Below are 20,652 nucleotides of genomic sequence, written 5' to 3'. Positions count from 1 at the left end.
CACCGGAGCCTATTGCAATCCCCCAGATCTGACGATACGTTCCGAAACTGACATCCCATTCCGGTTCTTGGATCTGAGGTGGACGCATGGGGCGCGCACTGGTCATCGGATGCGGCGGCACACTGGGCTTCGCCTGGACCGCCGCCGTGCTCGCGGAGCTGGAGCGGAAGGGCTGGGACCCGCGCACGGCCGACGTCCTCATCGGTACGTCGGCCGGTGCCGAGCTGGTCGCCCGCCTCGGCGCCGGCATGTCCGCCGCCGCTCTCCAGGGCGATGGCGGCGACCCGCCGCGGGCACTCCCGCCGCTCCCCCGCCCGGGCCTGCCGGGACTCGGCCTGACCCGGGCCGCGCTGACCGGGCACGCGGACCTGCTCGCCGGCCTGGCCGGACTGCTGCCGCGCGGCGGCGGTGACCCGCAGTGGCTCGTCGACCTGGGTGAGCGGCTGGCCGACCCCGTCACCGGATGGGTCGCCCACCCACGGACCTGGCTGGTCTCGGCCGACGCCCGCACCGGCGAGCGGGTGCCGCTCGGCCACCCCGACGCCCCGAAGGCCGCGCTGGGACAGGCGATCGCGGCCTCGTGGGCGATCCCCGGCTGGTTCCCGCCGGTCCGGATCGGCGACCGGCAGCTCCTCGATGGCGGCGCCGTCTCCCCCACCTCGGCCGACCTCCTGCTCCCGCAGGTGCAGGACGGCAGCATCGACGAGGTGGTCGTCGTGGCCCCGATGTCCAGCCGGGGCGGGGCCCCCGCCCGCGGCCTGAGCCGGGTCGAGCGGCTGCTGCGCCGGCCGATGACCCGCCGCGTCGACGACGAGGTCGCGCAGCTGCGCGACGCCGGCGCCCGCGTCGTGCGGATCGAACCGACCGCCGCCGACCTCGAGGCGATGGGCCCCAACTTCATGGACGGCTCGCGGCTCGCACGGGTCCGCGAGGAAGCCGCCCGCTCCGCTCCTGCCCTCGTCGACCACCTGGAGGTCCTCCGATGAATCACCCCACCCCGATCGACCTCGCCGGCGCGCACGTCGCGGTCACGGGCGGCGCCCGCGGCATCGGCCGCGCCACCGTCGAGGCGTTCCTCACCCGCGGCGCCAAGGTCTCCTTCGGCGACCTGGACCTCGACCTCGCGCAGGCGACCGCCGGGGAGACCGGCGCGAGCGCCCACCACCTCGACGTGGCCGACCGGTCGTCGTACGACGCGTTCGTCACCGCGGCCGAGGAGGAGCACGGCCCGGTCGACGTCCTCGTCAACAACGCGGGCGTGATGCCCAACGGCGCGTTCCTGGACATGGATCCTGCGCTGGACCGGCTGATGATGGAGGTCAACGTCCACGGCGTGCTGCACGGCATGCGCCGGGTGCTGCCCGGCATGGTCGAGCGCCGTCGCGGCCACGTCGTCAACGTCGCCTCGCTCGCGGGCAAGTTCCCGATCCCGGGGCTGGCGGTCTACAACGCCAGCAAGTTCGCGGTGGTGGGCCTGACCGCCGCGACCCGCCTGGAGATGGCGCCGCACGGCGTCACGCTGACCGCGGTGCTGCCGTCGGCCGTCGACACCGACCTCGCCTCCGGCCTCGACATGAGGCCGATCCCGAAGGTCACCCCGCAGCGGGTCGCCGCCGCGGTCGTCGGCTCGGTCCGCAGCCGCGAGGCCGAGATCGCCGTGCCGCGGTACGTCGGCGTGCTGGCCGCCACGACCACGCTGATCCCCACCGGCGTGCTCGACCGGGTCCGCAAGGTCGTCCGCGACGACCGTGCGCTGCACACCGACACGACCCAGCGAGCCGGCTACTCCGCGCGACTCGACGCCGCCGCCACCGAGAGGACCGTCCGATGAGCGCGACCGACACCCACGTCCACGACGCCGTCATCGTCGGTGCGGGCTTCGGCGGCATGGGAGCCGCCATCGAGCTCCAGCGCCAGGGGTACGACGACCTGGTGATCCTCGAGCGCGAGGACGACCTGGGCGGCACCTGGCACGTCAACCGCTACCCCGGCCTCGCCGTCGACATCCCGAGCTCGACGTACTCCTACTCCTTCGAGCCGAACCCGCACTGGTCGCGGCTGTTCGCGCCCGGGCCCGAGCTCAAGCGCTATGCCGTCCACGTCGCCGACAAGTACGACCTGCGCCGCCACATGCGCTTCGGCACGGTCGTCGAGGGCGCTCGCTGGGACGAGGGGACCTCCCTGTGGGAGGTGACGATCGCCGGCGGCGAGGTCGTGCGCGGCCGCTTCCTGCTGACCGCGACCGGCTTCCTCTCACAGCCCAGGCTGCCGGACATCCCCGGCGTCGAGGACTTCGCGGGCACCGTCATGCACACCACCCGCTGGGACGACGACGTCGACCTGGAGGGCAAGCGGGTCGGCATCATCGGCACCGGCGCGACCGCCGTCCAGCTCATCCCGGAGCTCGCGAAGGTGGCCGACCACCTCACCGTCTACCAGCGCACGCCGATCTACGTCAGCCCCAAGCTGGACGGCCCGGTGCCGGGCATCGTGCGCGGCGCGTTCGCGAGGGTGCCGCTCACCCAGAAGGCGACGCGGCTGCTCGGTACGTCGATCCTCGAGGTGATGATGGTCGCCGGGGTGCTGCACTTCCGCGACCTGCCGTGGGCGAACGCCGCCGGCAAGCGGGTCTGCGATGCGCACCTCAGGCGGCAGGTGAAGGACCCGGAGCTGCGGGCGAAGCTCACGCCCGACTACGACTTCGGCTGCAAGCGGCCGACGTTCTCCAACACCTACTACCCGACGTTCACCCAGCCGCACGTCGACCTCGAGACGACCAGCATCGACCACGTCGACGCGAGCGGCATCGTCACCGCCGACGGCAACCGGGCGGACCTCGACGTCCTCGTGCTCGCCACCGGCTTCAACCTGTGGGACGTGAACTTCCCCGCGATCCGGATCGTCGGGCGCGAGGGGCGCGACCTCGGTGCCTGGTGGAGGGCGAACCGGTTCTGCGCCTACGAGGGCATCACGGTCCCGAAGTTCCCGAACTTCTTCTCGCTCAACAGCCCCTACTCCTACTCGGGCCTGTCGTACTTCACGACGATCGAGACCCAGATGGCCCACATGGGGCGGGTGCTGCGGGCGATGCGGAAGCGCAGCGCCGACGTCGTGGAGGTCACCGAGGAGGCCAACGACCAGTTCCTGGACCGGATGACCGGCCTCCTCGACAACTCCGTGTTCAACGCCGGCAGCTGCGCCACCGCCCGCAGCTACTACTTCAACCAGCACGGGGAGGCGGTGCTGCTGCGCCCGACGTCGACGTTGAGCGCAGCACGCGAGGCCACCCGCTTCCCGCTGGACGACTACACGTTCACCGGCGCGAGGGTCTCCGCCTCGACGTCCTGACGGGTCATCGCCCGGTGCCGGGTCTCCGGCATGAGCAGCACGCACACCACGCTGCCGAGGGCGAAGGCCGCGAGCATCCAGCCGATCGCCTGCGTGTTGCCGGCCTCCGCGAAGTCGGAGGCGAGGTAGGGCGCGGTGCCGCCGCCGATCACGCCGGCGAGGTTGTAGGCCATCCCGGCGCCCGTGTAGCGGTACTCGGTGCGGAACATCTCGGGCAGCATCGCGCCGGCCGGGCCGTAGGAGGTCGCGAAGATCGCGAGCGTGCCGAACAGGCCGATGGCGAAGGACGCCGCCGTGCCGTGGTCGAGGATCGGGAACAGCGCGAAGCCCCACGGGACCGCGATGACGCACGAGCCGAGGACCACCTTCCTGCGCCCGATCCGGTCGCTGAACACGGCCGAGAGCAGCGTGATCGAGCCGAACACGAACGCGGCGGCGACACCGATGGTGAGGACCGTGGGGCGGGACAGGCCGAGCGTCGTGGCGCCGTACGACGTCAGGAAGGCCGTGCCGACGTAGAAGAACGCGAACAGCATCGCCAGCGAGCCACCACCGAGGAGGATCTCCTTCCACTGGTGGCGCAGCGCCGAGGCGAGCGGACCCTGCGTCGAGGCGCGGGTGCGGGCGCTCTCCTGGAACATCGGGGTCTCCTCGACCTTGAGCCGCACGTAGAGGCCGACGGCCACCAGCAGCGCGCTCGCGATGAACGGCACCCGCCAGCCCCAGTCGAGGAAGGCCGGGCTGGCGTCGCCGACGACGCGGTTGACGAGCAGGAAGGTGCCGCTCGACAGCGCGAACGCGAGGGCCGGGCCCATCTGCGGGAAGGCGCCGTACAGGCCGCGCTTGTGCGCCGGCGCGTACTCGGCCGCGAGCAGCGTCGCACCCGCCCACTCGCCGCCGACTGCCAGGCCCTGGAGGAAGCGCAACGCCACGAGCAGGATCGGCGCGGTGATGCCGATGGTGGCAGCGCCGGGCAGCAGTCCGATCGCGACGGTGGCCGCGCCCATCAGCAGCAGCGTGCTGATCAGCGTCCTCTTGCGGCCGAGCCGGTCACCGAAGTGGCCGAAGCCGATCGCGCCCAACGGCCGCGCGATGAACGCGACGGCGAACGTGGCGAAGGAGGCCACGCTCGCGGCGGAGTCCCCCAGCGCCGGGAAGAACACCGTCGGGAACACCAGCGCCGCGGCGGTCCCGTAGATGAAGAAGTCGTAGAACTCGATGGTCGTGCCGGCGCAGCTCGCGAAGGCCACCCGCCGCATCGGGGTCGGTCGTTCGGACATGGAATCCACTCCTCGGGGTTCGGTCGATCGCCCGGAGTGTGAGCGGGGCCACAATCCGCCCGAACCCCTCGAAGGGGGTACTACCCCCCAAGGAGGGTGCTCTCGTTGCCGCCTGTGACCGCAGTCACCTACCGTTGAGGGCATGTCCCTCGACCTCGTCCAGGAGGCGCCGCACGACGGCAGCCGGCTGCTGCGCACGCTCGCAGCCTTCCGGGCCACAGGGCACAGCGACATGGCGTTCGGTGGTCCCGTCGTCGACAACGGCAACACCCTCGCCATCACTGGCCTGCACAGCGCCCAGACCCGCTCGCTGCAGGGGCTGCGGGTGCGCTCCGGCTACGGCCTCGGCGGCAAGGCGCTGCTGATGGGCCGGCCGGTCTCGGTCACCAACTACCACGACGCGCGCGGCATCACCCACCAGTACGACGGACCGGTCCGCGCCGAGCAGCTGGAGACCGTGACGGCCCTGCCGATCGTGGTCGACCGGATGCCGCGGATGGTCGTCTACGTCGGCCACCGCGCACAGGTCGTCCTCGGCGACGTCTGGTACGACACCTTCCTCCCGCTCGTGCGCCGCCTCGAGCGCGAGATCGCCGTCGACGACGAGGTACGCCGCCGTGTCGGCGCCCTGCGCGGCCTCGGCCGGCCCGCGGCCCCCGCACCCCAGCCCGACGTGCAGCTGACCCGCGCCGACCTGCGCGACATCTCCGACGAGCTCGCCGACCTCGCCGCCCTGGTGCAGGACGAGACCCTGCGCGCCCGCCTCGAGGAGGTGCGCAGCCGCGTCGACCACGGCCGCTCCCCCGCCGAGCCCACTGCCCGCCGCGCCCCTGGTGCCGTGCCGACCGGTCTCGCCGCCCGCGAGATCGACGTGCTCGCCCAGGTCGCCCTCGGCCAGAGCAACCGCGAGGTCGCGGCGTCGCTCGGGCTGGTCGAGAGCACGGTGAAGTCGTACCTCAAGAACGCGATGCGCAAGCTGCACGCGACCAACCGGGTGCACGCCGTACGGCTGGCCCGGGAGGCGGGCGTCATCGACTGAGGCGGATCGGCACGCGGCGCCTACACCTTCCGGGCCACCACCCTGTAGTTCTCGTCCTCGAGACTGAAGGTGCTCGTCTCGGTCCGGAGACCGACCCTGTGCAGCTCTGCCTCGAGCTCGTCGTACCGGTAGGGCCAGCACGACAACAGCTCCGAGCGGACCAGGACCGACCCGGCGGCATCGACTTGTGCGACCGCGATCTCGATGTGGTGCTCGTCCTCCCAACGCGGCGCGATCTCCCAGCGGTAGATCACGACGGCATCTCGACCGTTCCGGCGAACGAGACGGTCCCCGATGTCCAGCCGCGAACCCCTCGACCTCACCAGTTCCCACGTGCGGGAGGTGAGCACCAGGCGCCCGCCGCGGCGCAGGACCCGTGACATGGACTCCAGGGCAGCAACCCTGCCGCTCGCGCCCTCGGCATGGTGCAACGAGTTGCCCACGCAGAACACCATGTCGAAGGTCTCGTCGTCGAAGTGGTCGGGCAGGTCGCGCCAGTCCGCCCGCACCGACCGGACAGGCGCCCCGAGCTCAGTGGCCAGCTCCGCAGTCCGACGAACCATCGCCTCACTGGCGTCAGCGGCGACAACCCGCATGCCTCGAGCGGCGAGGCCCACCGCCAGCTGTCCTGTTCCGCACGAACAGTCCAGGACGTCAGCGTCCGACGGCAACAGTGCGAGGACGTCATCGAACGACGCAGCAAAGTCAGCTGGCGCCAGCTTCGCGTCCGAGATCAGCCACTCGTACACCTCAGCGAGCGCCTCGTACCCCGTCACAACCACTACCTCCGTCGGGCGGCCGATCCTCTGCGCCAGATCAGTACATCAGCGGAGCTCGTCGCTCTGCCAATGGGTTTCGCAAGGCGAACCCGTCTGCCCATGCCGATGAGCGGGCTAGGACCTGGGTCGTGTCACGATCGCGCGAACGGGTGTCAGGGCGAGGTCGATCAACCAGAAGTTGACCGCCGCAGTGAGCAGAGCCAGCAACGGAGTGGCGAGCAGCAACATGCCCAGACCGCTGATCAGGTTTCCGGACTCGCCGAGGGCCATTCCCCAGGAGGCGAGCGCGCCCGCCACCTCGTGCCGGCGGGCGGAGGAGCTCGCACTCTTGTGTTCGAACATGTGTTCGAGTAGGATGAGCGCATGACTTCTCCCGGGGCGCTCGACCAGGCCACAGCCGTGGCCGAGCGTGCCTCGGTGCTGGCCGGCGCCGAGTGGGACGCGGTCGACGGGCCGGACGTGGTGGCGGGCGTGGAGGCGATCGTCGCGGCACGCTCGTTCCTCGATGCCGCGTTGCTGCGCGGGATCGAGCGGCTCGAGGCCACCGACGCGGTCCGGGGGTTGGGGTGGGCATCGGTCAAGGACTTCCTCACCCACCTCACCGGTGGTCACAAGGGGACTGGTGGTGGGCTGGTCCGTGCGGTCGAGCAGCTGCGTGACCTCCCCGAGGTGCAGGCGGCGTTGGAGTCGGGCCGGGTGACGTTGCCCCAGGCCCGGGCGATCGCGTCGAAGGTCCACACCTTGCCCCGGGTGCCGCAGTTCCGGACCGCGGTCGCTGGGCGGATGCTGGAGCTGGTCGACGTCCGTGGGCACGACGCGTCGGATCTGCAGACCGTGTTCGGTGACGTGGTCCGCGAGCTCGACCCCGACGCCGCGCTGGTCAACGCGGAGAAGGAACGCGCGAAGGCCGAACGCGCTGCCCATCACGCCCGGCACCTGTCGTTCGCCGAGGACGGCCACGGCGGAGTCCGGGTGAAGGGCTACGGCAGTGTGGAGGACGTCGAGAGGATCAAGGCGACCCTCCACCCCCTCGCCGCCCCGGCCACCACCGAGCCCGGCTCGTGTGGCGGCGTGAACCGGCAACCCGGTCAACCGATGTTCGACGACGACGGGGTCTCCACGAGTGCTGCGTGTCTGACCCCGGGCTGCCGCCACGATGGGCGTGACCCCCGTGAGGCGGGTGCCCGACTCTGGGACGCGCTGGTCGACGCGTGTGACCGGCTCGCCGCCAGCGACGACCAGCTGCCCCGTGACCACGGCACCAAGCCCCGGGTGGTGGTGCTGATCGACCAGGAATCCCTCGAGCAGCAGGTCATCGACGCCGGACTCGCCCGCAACGGACACACCCCGACCGGGGCCCGGGTTTCGGCGGCCGCGGTCCGCCGGATGGCGTGTGACGCCGAGATCATCCCCACCGTGCTCGGCACCCACGGGCAGGTGTTGGACGTCGGGCGTGCCCAACGACTCGTCACTGCCGCGATCTGGACCGCGTTGGTCGTCCGCGACCGGCACTGTGCGTTCCCCGGCTGTGCCCGGATGCCGTTGGCCTGCGATGCCCACCACATCCGTCACTGGGCCGACGGCGGTGTGACCAGTCTCGACAACCTCGTGATGCTGTGCCGCCACCACCACGTCCTGGTCCACCAGACCCCCTGGGCCGTCCACATCGACGAGGACACCGGTCAACCCGTGTGGACCCCACCACCCCGCAACACCCGCGAGGGCTACCGCGCTGCGGGGATCACCTACGCACCCGCCCGACCCCGCGCCGCCTGAGCTCGCCCGGTCACTGCGAAGGCTGGGCGCGGTACGCGTCGGCTAGCGTCGTCGCGTGCCTGCACCACACGACCGCGTCGCCGTCGTCACCGGAGCCAGCCGTGGGCTGGGCAAGGGAATCGCGCTTGCCCTGGGGGACGCGGGTTACACCGTGTACGTCACCGGCCGCAGCACCGAGCCCGGCACGCACGACCTCGGCGGCACCATCGGCGAGACGGCCGCGCAGGTGACCGAGCGGGGCGGGACCGGGATCGCGGTCGCGTGCGACCACCGCGACGACGCCGCCGGGGCGGCCCTGGCCGAGCAGGTGCGCCGGGAGCAGGGAGTGCTGGACCTGCTGGTCAACAACGCGTTCGCCGTTCCCGACGACATCACCGCGAGTGGTCACTTCTGGGAGAAGTCGCTGGACGCGGTGGCGACCTTCGACGTGGGACTGCGCTCGACGTACACGACGACCTGGCACGCCACTCCCCTGCTGCTGGACTCGGCCGAGCGGTCTCCGCTGATCGTGAACATCTCGGGCTTCGGCGCGGTCTGCTACCTGCACGGGCCGGCGTACGGCGCGGTCAAGGCCGGCGTCGACAAGATGACCCACGACATGGCCGTCGACCTCGACGGGTCGGGGGTCAGCGTGGTGTCGCTGTGGCCGGGCCTACTGCGCACCGAGCGCACCATGCGCGTCGTCGACGCCGACCCGGACCTGTACGCCGCGTCGCTGCCGATCATGGAGCATCCCGAGCTCACCGGCCGGACGATCGCCGCGCTCGACGCCGGGCCCAGCACCGCGAAGAGAGAGCGTTCCGGTCGGGCGCTGATCGGCGCGGAGCTGGCGATCGAGCTGGGCGTGACCGACGTCGACGGCCGCGTCCCGGTCTCCCGCCGCAACCTGCTCGGCGCTCCGCTCAGCTACAGCGACGCCGTCGTCCGCTGAGCGACAGGGGCGGTCAGGCTCGCTCAGGCTCCCGCGCTCGGGGTTGGGTCCATGACCGGCCCGGCGGCGAGCAGGGCCCGGGCGATCAGCTCGTGGCCGGCCGCATTCGGGTGGTCGCCGTCGTCGGCGAGGAGCCGGGTCGGGTCGGGGCCGGCACCCGTGAAGGTCGCGGCCAGGTCGACGTAGCGCGCTCCGGTGGCGCCCGAGACCGTCCGGATGACCGCGTTGGCGCGCACGGTCAGGGCGCGGGCGGCGGCGAGGCCGGTCGGGCCGTAGTCGTCGCGCGCGACGTCGCCGTCCTCGAAGACGTTCCAGTAGCCGGTCACCAGCACCGTCGTGGGCTGGTCACCCCGCAGCATCCGGATGATCCGGAGCGCCGAGGCGAGGCGGTCGTGGAGCGCGGTGAGCTCGGCGCCGACGCAGTCGACGGCCGGCGAGCAGCTGCCGCTGACGATGTCGTCGTGCTGGTCACCGAAGTCGTTGGCACCGATCGTGACCAGCACGATGTCGGCCCGCCGGACTGCACCCCGCAGGTCCGCGGTGCGCAGCGCGTCGAGCAGGTCCGCGCTGTCGCTGCCGCCCACGGCACGGTTGTCGACGGTGACCCGGGTGTGCGTCGCGGAGCCGAGCAGGTCGCCGTACCGAACCGGGAAGGGTTCACAGCCGCACGCGCTTCCTGCCGGCACCGAGTCGCCGAGCGCCAGCACGTACGCACCCGGTCGCGCCGAGGGGCCCGTGGCTCCGACCTGGACGGGACCCGGGGCGCGGACACCCACCACCAGTCCCCAGGCGACGAGCACGAGGACCAGTGCGACCAGGCACCGCCGGAGCACGGTCCGGGTCAGCCGCCCATCGCGTTCGGGTTGCGCCACTGCCGCTCGAACGGCAGCCGCCAGGCGTACGGCGCCACCAGCTGGTGGATCTGGTTCGGACCCCAGCTGCCCTGCCGGTAGGGCCGGACGACCGGCGGGTTCTCGAGCAGCGGCTCGGAGACCTCCCACAGCCGCTCGATGCCCTCGGCCGAGGTGAACAGGGTCTGGTCACCGCGCGCGGCGTCGTAGATCAGCCGCTCGTAGGCCTCGAGCACCGAGCCGGCCCAGGTGGTGTCGCCCATCGCGAACTGCATGGAGAGCTTGTCGAGCTTCATGCCGGGCCCCGGCCGCTTGCCGTAGAACGACAGCGACATCTTGGCCTTGTCGGCGAGGTCGAACGTCAGGTGGTCGGGGCCGTGGTCGCCGACGCCCGAGTTCTTCGGGAACATCGAGCGGGGCGGCTCCTTGAACGCGATCGAGATGATCCGCGCCCCCTCCGCCATCCGCTTGCCGGTGCGCAGGTAGAACGGCACGCCGGCCCAGCGCCAGTTGTCGACGAAGCACTTGAGCGCGATGAACGTCTCGGTCTCCGACTCGGGAGCGACACCCTCGATGTCGCGGTAGCCCTGGTACTGACCGCGGACGACGTTCGCCGGGTCGATCGGCATCATCGAGCGGAAGACCTTGTTCTTCTCCTCGTTGATGGCGTCCGGGTGCAGTGAGGTCGGCGGCTCCATCGCGGTGAACGCGAGGACCTGGAACAGGTGGGTGACCACCATGTCCTTGTAGGCGCCGGTGGACTCGTAGAAGTTCGCGCGCTGCTCGAGCCCGAGCTCCTCGGGCACGTCGATCTGCACGTGGTCGATGTTGTTGCGGTGCCAGATCGGTTCGAAGAGGCCGTTCGCGAACCGGAACGCGAGGATGTTCTGCGCCGCCTCCTTCCCGAGGAAGTGGTCGATCCGGTAGATCTGCGACTCCGCGAAGGTCTTGTGCAGCTCGGCGTTGAGCGCCTTCGCAGAGACGAGGTCGACGCCGAACGGCTTCTCCATGATGATCCGGCTGCCCTCGGCCAGGCCGGCGTCGTCGAGTGTCTTCACCACCGACAGCGCGGCCTTCGGCGGGACGCTGAGGTAGTGCAGCCGCACCCGGTCGCCCGACCAGTCCGCCTCCGCCTTCTCCACCGCGGCCCGCAGGCCCGCGGGGCCCTCGCTGCCCGGCGCCCAGTGCAGCAGCTTCGCGAACTCCGGCCAGGCCGCCATGTCGCCGTCGTCCCCGGAGAACTCCTGGACGGCCTCGTGCACGAACTGCACGAAGGAGTCGGTGGTGTGCTCGTCGAGGGACGTACCGATGATCTGCAGCTGGGGCAGCAGCCCGGTCTCGAACAGGTGCAGCATCCCCGGCAGCAGCTTGCGGCGGGCGAGGTCTCCCGTCGCGCCGAAGAGCACGACCGTCACGGGCTTCTGGGTCTTCGGTGCCATGTCGTCCACAGTGCCTCCCTGTTGTTTCCAGCACGTCAAGTCTGCCGTACCCCGCACATGGCGCGAGAAGACCGCGGCGCGGCGGGAACCAAGCGGCGGCGCTGGACCTCGTCGGTGTGTCAGGGACGACTCGGCGTCCGTCGCCACCCACGACAGGAGACTCCGATGTCATCACGCACGATCACGGCCCGCGTGGCGGTCGCTGCGGCGTTGCTGCCGCTGGTCGCCGGCTGCTCCGACGACGAGGGCACCAAGGCGTCCGGGAGCGAGCCCACCCCGAGTGCCACGGCGCAGGAGAGCCTGCTGCCGAACGGCGCCCGGCTCCTGCCCGCGCCCGGCGAGGACTCCTCGCTCGTCGCGGGGCGGTACCACGTCCCGCTCGACGAGACGCTGGCCTTCGAGATCGACCTCCCCGCGGGGAGCGAGGGCGACAGCGGCGGCCTCTACCTGATGACCCCTGACTTCGTCTTGAAGTCGGAGGTCGCGACCGATCGGTACGGCGTGGCGAGCGACCCCTGTGTCGGCGACGGCATCACGCCGGTCGGGCCGCGCGTGGCCGACCTCGTGAAGGCGATCCGGCACCAGCCCGGGCTCAAGGTGAGCCGGCCGCGCCCTGAAACGCTCGGCGGCGCAACCGGCACGTACCTACGGGTCCGGATCGACCCGGCCTTCGACGTGTCGTCGTGCCGTGACCACCAGGTGAACCTGCCCGGCATCCACGGCACCAACAACAACGTCACCCCCGCCTACGTCGGAGAGTGGTGGATCCTCGACACCGGTGGCCGGCGAGTCGTCCTCCAGGGCATGTGCGACCCGTGCGAAGCGGACGCGTCCGATCGCGTTCGCGAGGTCGTCGACACCATCACCTTCACAGCAGCGCCCTGACGCGGGACCGTGGTCACAGATGACGGAGGTGCTCATGGACAGCAGGCGGGAGGCAGACGATCTCGACGTGCTGTACGCGGGGTGCTACCGCCGCCTCGTCGTCCAGATGTACGCGATCTGCGGGGTCATGGCCGACGCAGAGGACGCCGTCCAGGAGGCCTTCATCACGGCGATCCGCAAGCGCCGGACCCTCGTGAGCGTGCAGAATCCGGAGGCCTGGATCCGGACCGTCGCGCTGCACCGCCTGCACCACGGCTGGCGGCATGCCGCGGTGGTCCGGCGGCACCAGGCCACCGAGCGGCCGCCGCAGCCGTCCCTCGACGTGGGTCCGGAGCACGTCGCCCTCGTGACGGCGCTGGGCCTGCTCGACGCAGGCCAGCGCGAGGTCGTCGTGCTGCACCACCTCGCCGACCTCTCGGTCGCCGAGATCGCCGCTGACCTGGGCCTGCCGGTCGGCACCGTGAAGTCTCGCCTGGGCCGGGGCCGGGCCCGGTTGGGCGAGCTGCTGGCGGAGAAGGAGGAGCCGAGCCATGGCTGACTGGAACTCGCTGCGCGAGGTCGGCGAGGACGTCTCGCCTCCCGCCTTCGAATCGCTGGTGCGCACCGCCCGCTCCCGGGACCGCCGCAACCGGATCGCCGGAGTCGCCGCGGCACTCGCCGTCGTCGGCGCCGGGGTCGGGATCGGCCTCCACACCCGCGACGAGGCCGGTCCCCCAGAGCCGGTGCATGACCCGACACCGGTCGTGGTGCTCCCCGACGGTGTGCGCGCCCTGCCGACGTCCGCCGTCGGAGAGGAGCCGCCCGCCCTCGACGAAGGCCGCTACCGCTTCCCGCTCAGCGACACCCTCGCCCTCGACGTCGACCTCCCGTCCGGCACCCGTGCCGAGGTCGGCGGCCTCTACATCCTGACGTCGAACGGCCTGCTGAAGGTGGAGGCGGCCACCGAACGGTACGGCGTGGCCGAGGACCCGTGCCACGGTGACGGCATCACTCGCGTCGGACCCACCGTCGCCGACCTCGTCGAGGCGATCCGCACCCAGCCCGGCCTGCAGGTCTCGCCTCCCGAGCCCGTCACGATCGGCGGCGCCCAGGGCCAGTACCTGCTGATGCGGATCGATCCCGACTTCGACGCCCCCATCTGCCGCGACGGACAGGTCAACCTGCCCGGCATCGACGGCACCAACAACAACGTCACGCCGAGCTACGTCGGCGAGTGGTGGATCCTCGACGCGGGCGGCCGGCGGGTGGTCCTGCAGAGCATGTGCGATCCGTGTGCGGGCGATCCTCCCAGCGCCATCCGGGAGATCGTCCAGTCCATCACGTTCCCGGAGTGAGCCGCTGGCGCAGTCCGTCGAGCAGCAGGCCGAGGCCGAGGGCGAAGTCGGCGTCCGTATCGTCCTCGTGGGAGAGCACGTAGCGCAGCAGCGTGCGGGCACCCACCCCGGCGAGGTCGGCGCCGGCGCCGGCGCGCTCGAGCGCGTCACGCAACGGGCGCTCGAGGGCCTCGGCGTCGGCGCGGTTGACCTGGGCGATGAGGACGGCGCCGTCGCGGTGCCGGCGCATCGCGTCGCGCAGGCCGAGGCAGAGCAGCTGCACCTCCGCGTCCCAGGCCATGATCTCGGCCGGACGCCGGCCGCGGCGCAGGATCTCGTCGGCGATGGCGGCGAGCAGCGCGTCCTTGTTGGTGAAGTGGTGGTAGAGCGCGCCGGGCTGGACGCCGAGGTCGCCGGCGAGACGGCGCATGGACAGCGCGTCGAGGCCGTGCGCGTCGAGCACCTCGATCGCCCGCGCGACCACGTCGTCCCTGCGGTACCGCACCCTGCAGCTCCTCGTCCCGTGCGGGGCCGCGTTGACCCCGGTGCGACACCCAGCCTAACCTGAACACCGTTCAACTGCGCGACACCATGCGCCCCCCGGAACCGAGAGTGACCCGATGACCCGCCGTACCCCCACCACCGACGTCGCCCTGATCGCCGGCTTCGCCGCGCTCATCGCGGTGTGCGCCATCCTGCCGGACATCAAGACCGGCATCGGCGTCCCGTACTCGCTGCAGACCTTCGGCGTGCTTCTCGCGGGCGCCGTGCTCGGCCCCGTGCGCGGCTTCCTGTGCGTGGTGCTCTACCTGGTCGCGGGCCTGGTGCTGCCGATCTACTCCGGCGGCGCGTCCGGCATCTCGCACTACAGCGGCGTCACCGCCGGCTACCTCGTCGCGTTCCCGATCGCGGCCGCGCTGTGCGGCTTCCTCGTCTACCGCAACCGCCACAACGCCACCCAGTTCGCGTTCGTGTTCACCTGCGGCCTGCTGAGCAGCTTCCTCGTGGTGCACACCCTCGGACCGCTCAACCTCGCCTGGCGCGCGGACCTCAGCCTCAAGGAGGCGTTCGGCTTCGACGCCGCCTACTTCCCCGGTGACATCGCCAAGAACGTGGTGATGGCGCTCGTCGCCACGGCCGTGCACCGCGCGTTCCCCGACCTCGCGGCCCGCACCCGCCCCGCCGAGGTCGAGGAGACCTCCGCGGCGTGAGCCGGATCGAGCTCGACCGGGTCGTCGTCCGGGCCGCGACGCCCGGCGGCCCGGCTCCCGAGGTCACCGTCCTGCGGGAGACCACGCTCGACCTCACCGAGCAGCGGATCGCGCTGATCGGCCCCAACGGCTCGGGCAAGTCGACCCTCGCCCGACTGGTCAACGGGCTCGTCGAGCCGACGTCCGGCCGGGTCAGCGTCGACGGACTCGACGTGGCGAGGAAGGGCCGGGAGGTACGACGCCGTGTCGGCTTCGTCTTCACCGACCCGAGCGCCCAGCTGGTCATGCCGACCGTCGTCGAGGACGTCGCTCTGTCGCTGCGCCACCAGGTGCGCGGGCGCGAGGAGCGGACGCTCGCCGCGCGGGCGGTGCTGGCGTCGTACGGGCTCGACGAGCTGGCCGACCGCAGCGTGCACACGCTGTCCGGCGGCCAGCGCCAGCTGCTCGCCCTGGCCGGGGTCCTCGCGACCGAGCCGGCGATCCTGGTGGCCGACGAGCCGACCACGCTGCTCGACCTGCGCAACGCCCGGATGATCGGCGACCTGCTGCTCGGCCTCCCCCAGCAGCTGGTGCTCGCCACCCACGACCTCGACCTGGCACTGCGCTGCGACCGGGCGCTCCTCGTCGACGACGGCGCGGTCGTCGCGGACGGCGCACCCGGCGAGGTCGTCGACCACTACCGCGCGAGCGCGGGGTGACCGCCAGTCCGCTCGGCGACTACCAGCCGGGCACCTCCGTGCTCCACCGGCTGCCCGTCGGCGCGAAGCTGCTCGGCCTGCTGGTGCTCAGCGTGGTCGCGGTGGCCTTCCGCGGGGTCCCGACCACCGCGGGGCTGCTCGGGCTGGCGGTGGCCTGCTGCGCGATCGCCGGCGTCCGCCTCGGCCGGGTGCTGCGGGCACTGCGCGGGGTCGCGGTCGCGATGACCCTGCTGGCGGCCTACCAGACCTGGCAGCGGGGTGCCGAGCACGCCTTCGTCGTCGTCGGCGCCCTCGTCGCGCTCCTGCTGCTGGCCACCGCCTTCACCACGACCACGTCCGTCGAGCGGATGGTCGACGCGATCACCCGCTGGCTCGGGCCGTTGCGCCGACTCGGCGTCAACCCGGAGCTGGTCGCGCTCGCCTTCTCGTTGATGATCCGCGGCATCCCGCTCACGCTCGCCATCGCCGGCGAGACCCGCGACGCCGCCCGCGCGCGGGGGCTCGAGCGCAACCCGCGCGCCTACCTCACGCCGCTCGTCATCCGGGTCGTCGCGCACGCCCGGGCCACCGGGGACGCGCTGCACGCGCGGGGCCTCGGCGACGACTGACGGCGCTCACCTCTCCCCAAAGCCGCGGATCCCGGCTATCCTGAGCGACCTGAACACCGTTCAGGTCGGATCCAGGACCGCACGAGGAGCACCATGACCACCACGACGACCGCCCCGAACTTCGACGAGCTGGCCACCCGCATCCTCGGCGGAGGCGCAGCCACCGAGGCCGACGCGCTCGCCGTGCTCCGGGCGCCGGACGCCGACCTGATGTCGGTCGTCGCAGCAGGGGCGCGACTGCGGCGCGAGCACTTCGGCAACACGGTCAAGGTCAACTACCTGGTCAACCTCAAGTCCGGCCTGTGCCCCGAGAACTGCAACTACTGCTCGCAGGCGATGGGCTCCGAGGCGCCGATCCTCAAGTACTCCTGGCTCTCCAAGGAGGAGACCCTCAAGCAGGCCGGCGCCGGCCTGCGCGGCGGCGCGACCCGGGTCTGCATGGTGTCGTCGGGCCGCGGTCCCTCCGAGCGCGACATCGACAAGGTCGTGGAGATGACCGAGGCCCTCAAGGACGAGTACGACGGCGTCGAGGTCTGCGCCTGCCTCGGCCTGCTCAAGGACGGGCAGGCCGCGCGGCTCAAGGCAGCGGGTGTCGACGCCTACAACCACAACATCAACACGGCCGAGTCGCACCACGACAACATCGTCCAGACGCACACGTACGACGACCGCGTGGACACCATCGGCAAGGCCAAGGACGCCGGTCTGTCGCCGTGCTCCGGCCTGATCGCGGGTCTCGGCGAGACCGACGAGCAGCTGGTCGAGGCGCTGTTCGCGCTGAAGGCGCTGGACACCGACTCGATCCCGGTGAACTTCCTGATGCCGTTCGACGGGACGCCGTACCAGAACACCTGGGAGCTCTCCCCCATCCGCTGCGTGAAGATCCTGACGATGGCGCGCTTCGTGTGCCCCGACAAGGAGATCCGCATCGCCGGCGGCCGCGAGATGCACCTGCGCACGCTGCAGGCCACCGCCCTGCAGGTCGCGAACTCGATCTTCCTCGGCGACTACCTCACCTCCGAGGGCCAGGACGCGCTGACCGACCTGCACATGCTGCGCGACAACGGCTTCTCGATCCTGGGCATGGACCAGGGCGCCTTCGACGAGCTGATCGCCTCCCACGAGGCCGGCGTGACCCACCGTGCCCACGCGACGACCCCGTGCGGCTCGGCGGCCGGCACCGGGTGCGGCGACGGCTGCGGCGGCTGCTCGGTCGCCGCCGACAGGGCTGACACCAAGGCTGACAACAAGCCGGTGATCCGCACGCGAGGTGCGGGCACCGAGGTCGCCGCCAACGCCTGAGGTTGCCGTGATGGCTGATCTCCCGGTGACCGAGCTCGTCGAAACCCTCGCCTTCGACCGCGAGCACCTCTGGCACCCCTACACCTCGATGACCGAGCCGACCCCGGTCCGGCTGGTCACGGCCGCCCGCGGCTGGGAGCTGGAGGTCGACGGCCGGTGGGTCGTGGACGGGATGTCGTCGTGGTGGTCGGCGATCCACGGCTACCGGCACCCGGCGCTCGACGCCGCGGTCGCCGAGCAGGCCGGCCGGTTCAGCCACGTCATGTTCGGCGGCCTCACCCACGAGCCCGCGGTGGAGCTGGGCCGGCGCCTCGTCGAGATCACCCCGGCACCGCTGGAGCGGGTCTTCCTCGCCGACTCCGGCTCGGTGAGCGTCGAGGTCGCAATCAAGATGGTGCTGCAGTACCAGCGCGGGGTCGGCCGGCCCGAGCGCACCCGCATGCTCACCGTGCTCGGGGGCTACCACGGCGACACCTTCGACTGCATGAGCGTCACCGACCCGATCGGCGGGATGCACTCGCTGTGGGCGGGACTCCTTCCGGAGCAGGTGTTTGCGCCCCGGCCGCCGTCGTACGACGCCGACCCGACGGCCGTCGCGGACTGGGCCGACGCCGTGCGCAGCCTCGCGGAGCAGCACGCCCACGAGCTGGCCGGCATCATCGTCGAGCCGCTGCTGCAGGGCGCCGGCGGCATGTGGCCCTACCCCGTCGCCTGTCTGCAGGTGCTGCGCGAGGTGGCCGACGAGCACGGCCTGCTGCTGGTGTTCGACGAGATCGCGACCGGCTTCGGCCGCACCGGCCACCTGTTCGTCAGCGAGCTCGTCACGCCCGACGTGCTGTGCCTGGGCAAGGCACTGACCGGCGGCTACCTGACCCTCGCCGCCGTGATCACGACCGACGCCGTCGCCCGCGGCATCTCCGGCAGCGAGGCGGGGGTCGTCATGCACGGTCCGACCTTCATGGGGAACCCGCTCGCCTGCGCCGTGGCGAGCGCGTCGATCGACCTGCTGCTCGCCTCCGACTGGAGGGCGACGGTCACCGCGATCGGCGACCAGCTGAGCGCCGGGCTCGCTCCCCTGCGCGACCTGCCCGGCGTGGCCGACGTCCGCACCATCGGCGCCGTCGGCATCGTGCAGCTCGACCACCTCGTCGACGTCGTCGCCGCCACCGACGCCGCGCTCGCCGCGGGCGTGTGGCTGCGCCCCTTCCGGGACCTGGTGTACGCGATGCCGCCGTACGTCGCCGGGCCGGACGCGATCGACCAGCTCATCGGCGGCATGACGGAGGCGGTGAAGGCCGGATGACCACCTGGGAGAAGTGGCTGGAGGCAGAGGCCGGGCAGCGGGAGGCCGCGGGCCTGACCCGGCGGCTGCGCGCCTGGGCGGCCGACGACGCGACCATCGACCTCGCCGGCAACGACTACCTCGGCCTCGCGCGCGACCCCGAGGTCCGGCGGGCGGCCGCGGACGCCGCGCTCCGGTGGGGATCGAGCGCCAGCGCGTCCCGCCTGGTGACCGGCACCTTCGTCCTGCACGAGGAGCTCGAGCTCGAGCTCGCCGACTACCTCGGGCAGCCGGCGGCACTGGTCCTCTCGACCGGCTACCACGCCAACCTGGCGGTGGTGACCGCCCTCGCGGACCGCACCACCCGGGTGCTCTCGGACGCCCACATCCACGCCTCGCTGGTCGATGCCGTCCGGCTGTCGCGAGCCCGGCTGAGCGTCGTACCTCACAGCGACGTCGACGCCGTCCACGCCGGCCTGGCGGCCGCCGCCGAGGCCGGTGAGCGGGCGATGGTGCTCGTCGAGTCGGTCTACTCCGTGCTCGGCGACGCCGCACCACTGGTCGAGCTCGCCGCCCTGTGCGAGCAGTACGACGCCCTGCTGGTCGTCGACGAGGCCCACGGCGTCGGTGTCCACGGGCCCGGGCTCGTCGCCACGCTCGGGCTCGCCGGGCTCCCCCACGTCGTCGTGACCGCGACCCTGTCGAAGTCGCTCGGCGCCCAGGGTGGGGCCATGCTCGGCTCGTCCGCGCTGCGCGAGCACCTCGTCAACCGGGCCCGTCCGTTCATCTTCGACACCGGCCTCGCGCCGGCCCCGACCGCGGGCGCGCTGGCCGCGCTGCGGGCGATCCGCGCGCGGCCCGAGCTGGGCGCGACCGTACGGACCCGGGTCGCCTCCCTCGCCGACATCCTCGGCGTCGTGGCCCCTGCGGGCGCGGTGCTCTCGGTGCCGATGTCCTCGCCACAGGCCGCCGTCGCCGCCCAGGCCGCGGCCCTGGAGGCCGGGTTGCGGGTCGGCTGCTTCCGGCCACCGTCGGTCCCCGACGGCATCTCGCGGCTGCGGATCACCGTCACCGCGGGAGTTCCCGAGGACGACTGGGCGCGGGCGGTCGAGGTGCTCGTCGACCTCGTGAAGGAGCACCAGTGACGCGCGTCGTGGTGGTGACCGGCACCGACACCGGGGTCGGGAAGACCGTCGCCACCGCTGCTCTTGCGGCCCGTGCGGTCGCGGCCGGAGACCGGGTGCTCGTCGTGAAGCCGGTGCAGACCGGCGTGGGCGGCGCCGACCCGGACGTGCCCGACGTCGACACGGTCGCCCGCCTCACCGGCGCCGACACGGTCCAGCTGGTCGCGCTCGACGAGCCGCTCGCGCCCGACACCGCCGCGCGCCGCCAGGGCGTGGCCATCCCGACCGTGCGCGAGCACGTCACCCGGATCCGCGAGCTGCTCCCGGACTACGACCTCGTGCTGGTCGAGGGCGCGGGCGGCCTGCTGGTCCGCCTCGACACCGAGGGCGGCACCCTGCTCGACCTCGCCCGCGACCTGACCTTCGCCCTGCGCCGCCGGGGACCGGACGACGTCGTCTCCTCACCCGTGGAGGTCGTCGTCGTCACCCGTGCGGGTCTCGGCACGCTCAACCACACCGAGCTGACCACCACTGCGCTGCGGGCGGTCCAGGTCGAGCCCGCGGGCCTGGTCATCGGCGCCTGGCCGGCCGAGCCCGGCGTGGCCGAGACGTGCAACCGCACCGACCTGACCCGCCTGACCGGTGTCCCGGTCCTCGCCGTCATCCCCGACGGTGCCGGGGACCTGCGTCCCGATGAGTTCACGACGGCCGCGCCGGGATGGTTCGGCCCCACTTCCTGACCGGAACTGGCGCTTCTTGGCCGTCGCAAAGGGCAGGAAGCGCCGG

The 20,652-nt window shown here is 72.1% G+C and carries 22 protein-coding genes; 16 read left to right on the top strand and 6 right to left on the bottom strand.

Going from position 1 to position 20,652, the window contains the following annotated elements; translation table 11 throughout:
• The first annotated feature begins 86 nt into the window (after positions 1-86).
• Genes BJ958_RS01015 through BJ958_RS01005 form a run of 3 tightly spaced genes read left to right on the top strand, consistent with a single transcriptional unit; the run spans position 87 to position 3,348 of the window.
• Positions 87-986: a patatin-like phospholipase family protein gene (locus tag BJ958_RS01015; protein WP_179724756.1), complete on the top strand. Its 900-nt coding sequence runs from the start codon at positions 87-89 to the stop codon at positions 984-986.
• A complete protein-coding gene (locus tag BJ958_RS01010; protein ID WP_179724754.1) occupies positions 983-1,831 on the top strand; it encodes an SDR family oxidoreductase in 849 nt (282 codons plus the stop codon). Before BJ958_RS01015 ends, BJ958_RS01010 begins: the two co-directional genes overlap by 4 nt.
• Positions 1,828-3,348 (top strand): flavin-containing monooxygenase, encoded by a 1,521-nt coding sequence (locus BJ958_RS01005; RefSeq protein ID WP_179724753.1) that lies wholly within the window; start codon positions 1,828-1,830, stop codon positions 3,346-3,348. Before BJ958_RS01010 ends, BJ958_RS01005 begins: the two co-directional genes overlap by 4 nt.
• Here the strand turns inward: BJ958_RS01005 and BJ958_RS01000 are convergent.
• On the bottom strand, positions 3,306-4,628 hold the full coding sequence (locus tag BJ958_RS01000) for an MFS transporter (protein WP_179724751.1): 1,323 nt from the start codon (positions 4,626-4,628) through the stop codon (positions 3,306-3,308). The genes BJ958_RS01005 and BJ958_RS01000 overlap by 43 nt on opposite strands.
• 142 nt (positions 4,629-4,770) lie before the next feature.
• On the opposite strand from BJ958_RS01000, the gene BJ958_RS00995 reads away from it, so the two are divergent.
• Entirely contained in the window at positions 4,771-5,667 is an 897-nt protein-coding gene (locus BJ958_RS00995) for a helix-turn-helix transcriptional regulator (protein ID WP_179724749.1), read from the top strand.
• A 20-nt stretch (positions 5,668-5,687) separates the two neighbouring features.
• Here the strand turns inward: BJ958_RS00995 and BJ958_RS00990 are convergent, their stop codons facing one another.
• Complete coding sequence (locus BJ958_RS00990) at positions 5,688-6,443, bottom strand: methyltransferase domain-containing protein (protein WP_179724747.1); 756 nt, start codon at positions 6,441-6,443, stop codon at positions 5,688-5,690.
• A 117-nt stretch (positions 6,444-6,560) separates the two neighbouring features.
• The gene (locus BJ958_RS00985; RefSeq protein WP_179724745.1) at positions 6,561-6,788 is read right to left on the bottom strand and encodes a hypothetical protein; all 228 of its coding nucleotides are present in this window, start codon (positions 6,786-6,788) and stop codon (positions 6,561-6,563) included.
• Between the two features lie 21 nt (positions 6,789-6,809).
• Between BJ958_RS00985 and BJ958_RS00980 the strand changes: the two genes are divergently transcribed.
• On the top strand, positions 6,810-8,222 hold the full coding sequence (locus BJ958_RS00980; RefSeq protein WP_179724743.1) for an HNH endonuclease signature motif containing protein: 1,413 nt from the start codon (positions 6,810-6,812) through the stop codon (positions 8,220-8,222).
• A 55-nt stretch (positions 8,223-8,277) separates the two neighbouring features.
• Complete coding sequence (locus tag BJ958_RS00975) at positions 8,278-9,153, top strand: SDR family NAD(P)-dependent oxidoreductase (RefSeq protein WP_179724741.1); 876 nt, start codon at positions 8,278-8,280, stop codon at positions 9,151-9,153.
• 23 nt (positions 9,154-9,176) lie between these two features.
• Here the strand turns inward: BJ958_RS00975 and BJ958_RS00970 are convergent, their stop codons facing one another.
• Positions 9,177-10,025: a GDSL-type esterase/lipase family protein gene (locus tag BJ958_RS00970; RefSeq protein WP_179724739.1), complete on the bottom strand. Its 849-nt coding sequence runs from the start codon at positions 10,023-10,025 to the stop codon at positions 9,177-9,179.
• Positions 9,995-11,443, bottom strand: coding sequence for a glucose-6-phosphate dehydrogenase (zwf, locus tag BJ958_RS00965; protein ID WP_179724737.1), 1,449 nt, complete (start codon positions 11,441-11,443; stop codon positions 9,995-9,997). Before zwf ends, BJ958_RS00970 begins: the two co-directional genes overlap by 31 nt.
• A 165-nt stretch (positions 11,444-11,608) precedes the next feature.
• On the opposite strand from zwf, the gene BJ958_RS00960 reads away from it, so the two are divergent.
• Genes BJ958_RS00960 through BJ958_RS00950 form a run of 3 tightly spaced genes read left to right on the top strand, consistent with a single transcriptional unit; the run spans position 11,609 to position 13,662 of the window.
• Positions 11,609-12,328, top strand: a complete 720-nt coding sequence (locus BJ958_RS00960; RefSeq protein ID WP_179724735.1) for a hypothetical protein — start codon at positions 11,609-11,611, stop codon at positions 12,326-12,328.
• Positions 12,329-12,347: 19 nt separating this feature from the next.
• A complete protein-coding gene (locus BJ958_RS00955; protein WP_246318986.1) occupies positions 12,348-12,866 on the top strand; it encodes an RNA polymerase sigma factor in 519 nt (172 codons plus the stop codon).
• Positions 12,859-13,662 carry a hypothetical protein gene (locus tag BJ958_RS00950; RefSeq protein WP_179724733.1) on the top strand — a complete coding sequence of 268 codons (804 nt, stop codon included), beginning with the start codon at positions 12,859-12,861 and terminating at the stop codon, positions 13,660-13,662. The genes BJ958_RS00955 and BJ958_RS00950 overlap by 8 nt, the downstream gene beginning before the upstream one ends.
• On the opposite strand, the gene BJ958_RS00945 is transcribed toward BJ958_RS00950, so the two are convergent.
• Positions 13,646-14,146 (bottom strand): TetR family transcriptional regulator, encoded by a 501-nt coding sequence (locus BJ958_RS00945; protein ID WP_179724731.1) that lies wholly within the window; start codon positions 14,144-14,146, stop codon positions 13,646-13,648. The two genes, BJ958_RS00950 and BJ958_RS00945, sit on opposite strands and share 17 nt — an antisense overlap.
• Positions 14,147-14,261: 115 nt before the next feature.
• On the opposite strand from BJ958_RS00945, the gene BJ958_RS00940 reads away from it, so the two are divergent.
• The 7 genes from BJ958_RS00940 to bioD all read left to right on the top strand — a co-directional run bounded on the left by BJ958_RS00940 (position 14,262) and on the right by bioD (position 20,606).
• Positions 14,262-14,852, top strand: coding sequence for a biotin transporter BioY (locus BJ958_RS00940; RefSeq protein WP_179724729.1), 591 nt, complete (start codon positions 14,262-14,264; stop codon positions 14,850-14,852).
• Entirely contained in the window at positions 14,849-15,550 is a 702-nt protein-coding gene (locus BJ958_RS00935) for an ATP-binding cassette domain-containing protein (RefSeq protein ID WP_179724726.1), read from the top strand. Before BJ958_RS00940 ends, BJ958_RS00935 begins: the two co-directional genes overlap by 4 nt.
• Positions 15,547-16,158 carry a CbiQ family ECF transporter T component gene (locus BJ958_RS00930; RefSeq protein WP_179724724.1) on the top strand — a complete coding sequence of 204 codons (612 nt, stop codon included), beginning with the start codon at positions 15,547-15,549 and terminating at the stop codon, positions 16,156-16,158. The genes BJ958_RS00935 and BJ958_RS00930 overlap by 4 nt, the downstream gene beginning before the upstream one ends.
• 93 nt (positions 16,159-16,251) lie before the next feature.
• Positions 16,252-17,460, top strand: coding sequence for a biotin synthase BioB (gene bioB / locus BJ958_RS00925; protein ID WP_179724722.1), 1,209 nt, complete (start codon positions 16,252-16,254; stop codon positions 17,458-17,460).
• A 10-nt stretch (positions 17,461-17,470) separates the two neighbouring features.
• Positions 17,471-18,763, top strand: coding sequence for an adenosylmethionine--8-amino-7-oxononanoate transaminase (bioA, locus tag BJ958_RS00920; protein ID WP_179724720.1), 1,293 nt, complete (start codon positions 17,471-17,473; stop codon positions 18,761-18,763).
• Positions 18,760-19,887: an 8-amino-7-oxononanoate synthase gene (locus BJ958_RS00915; protein ID WP_179724718.1), complete on the top strand. Its 1,128-nt coding sequence runs from the start codon at positions 18,760-18,762 to the stop codon at positions 19,885-19,887. Before bioA ends, BJ958_RS00915 begins: the two co-directional genes overlap by 4 nt.
• A complete protein-coding gene (bioD, locus tag BJ958_RS00910) occupies positions 19,884-20,606 on the top strand; it encodes a dethiobiotin synthase (RefSeq protein ID WP_179724716.1) in 723 nt (240 codons plus the stop codon). The genes BJ958_RS00915 and bioD overlap by 4 nt, the downstream gene beginning before the upstream one ends.
• The last annotated feature ends 46 nt before the right edge of the window (positions 20,607-20,652 follow it).

The organism is Nocardioides kongjuensis, assembly GCF_013409625.1.
Lineage (GTDB): Bacteria > Actinomycetota > Actinomycetes > Propionibacteriales > Nocardioidaceae > Nocardioides > Nocardioides kongjuensis.
Note: the sequence above shows the minus strand (reverse complement) of the source record. Positions and strands in the feature narration are given on the sequence as shown.

Bases quoted from the DNA above. Each gene is read 5' to 3' on its own strand.
- BJ958_RS01015 (WP_179724756.1), top strand. From the start codon at position 87: ATGGGGCGCGCACTGGTCATCGGATGCGGCGGCACACTGGGCTTCGCC.
- BJ958_RS01010 (WP_179724754.1), top strand. From the start codon at position 983: ATGAATCACCCCACCCCGATCGACCTCGCCGGCGCGCACGTCGCGGTC.
- BJ958_RS01005 (WP_179724753.1), top strand. From the start codon at position 1,828: ATGAGCGCGACCGACACCCACGTCCACGACGCCGTCATCGTCGGTGCG.
- BJ958_RS01000 (WP_179724751.1), bottom strand. From the start codon at position 4,628: ATGTCCGAACGACCGACCCCGATGCGGCGGGTGGCCTTCGCGAGCTGC.
- BJ958_RS00995 (WP_179724749.1), top strand. From the start codon at position 4,771: ATGTCCCTCGACCTCGTCCAGGAGGCGCCGCACGACGGCAGCCGGCTG.
- BJ958_RS00985 (WP_179724745.1), bottom strand. From the start codon at position 6,788: ATGTTCGAACACAAGAGTGCGAGCTCCTCCGCCCGCCGGCACGAGGTG.
- BJ958_RS00980 (WP_179724743.1), top strand. From the start codon at position 6,810: ATGACTTCTCCCGGGGCGCTCGACCAGGCCACAGCCGTGGCCGAGCGT.
- zwf (WP_179724737.1), bottom strand. From the start codon at position 11,443: ATGGCACCGAAGACCCAGAAGCCCGTGACGGTCGTGCTCTTCGGCGCG.
- BJ958_RS00960 (WP_179724735.1), top strand. From the start codon at position 11,609: ATGTCATCACGCACGATCACGGCCCGCGTGGCGGTCGCTGCGGCGTTG.
- BJ958_RS00955 (WP_246318986.1), top strand. From the start codon at position 12,348: ATGACGGAGGTGCTCATGGACAGCAGGCGGGAGGCAGACGATCTCGAC.
- BJ958_RS00950 (WP_179724733.1), top strand. From the start codon at position 12,859: ATGGCTGACTGGAACTCGCTGCGCGAGGTCGGCGAGGACGTCTCGCCT.
- BJ958_RS00940 (WP_179724729.1), top strand. From the start codon at position 14,262: ATGACCCGCCGTACCCCCACCACCGACGTCGCCCTGATCGCCGGCTTC.
- bioB (WP_179724722.1), top strand. From the start codon at position 16,252: ATGACCACCACGACGACCGCCCCGAACTTCGACGAGCTGGCCACCCGC.
- bioA (WP_179724720.1), top strand. From the start codon at position 17,471: ATGGCTGATCTCCCGGTGACCGAGCTCGTCGAAACCCTCGCCTTCGAC.
- BJ958_RS00915 (WP_179724718.1), top strand. From the start codon at position 18,760: ATGACCACCTGGGAGAAGTGGCTGGAGGCAGAGGCCGGGCAGCGGGAG.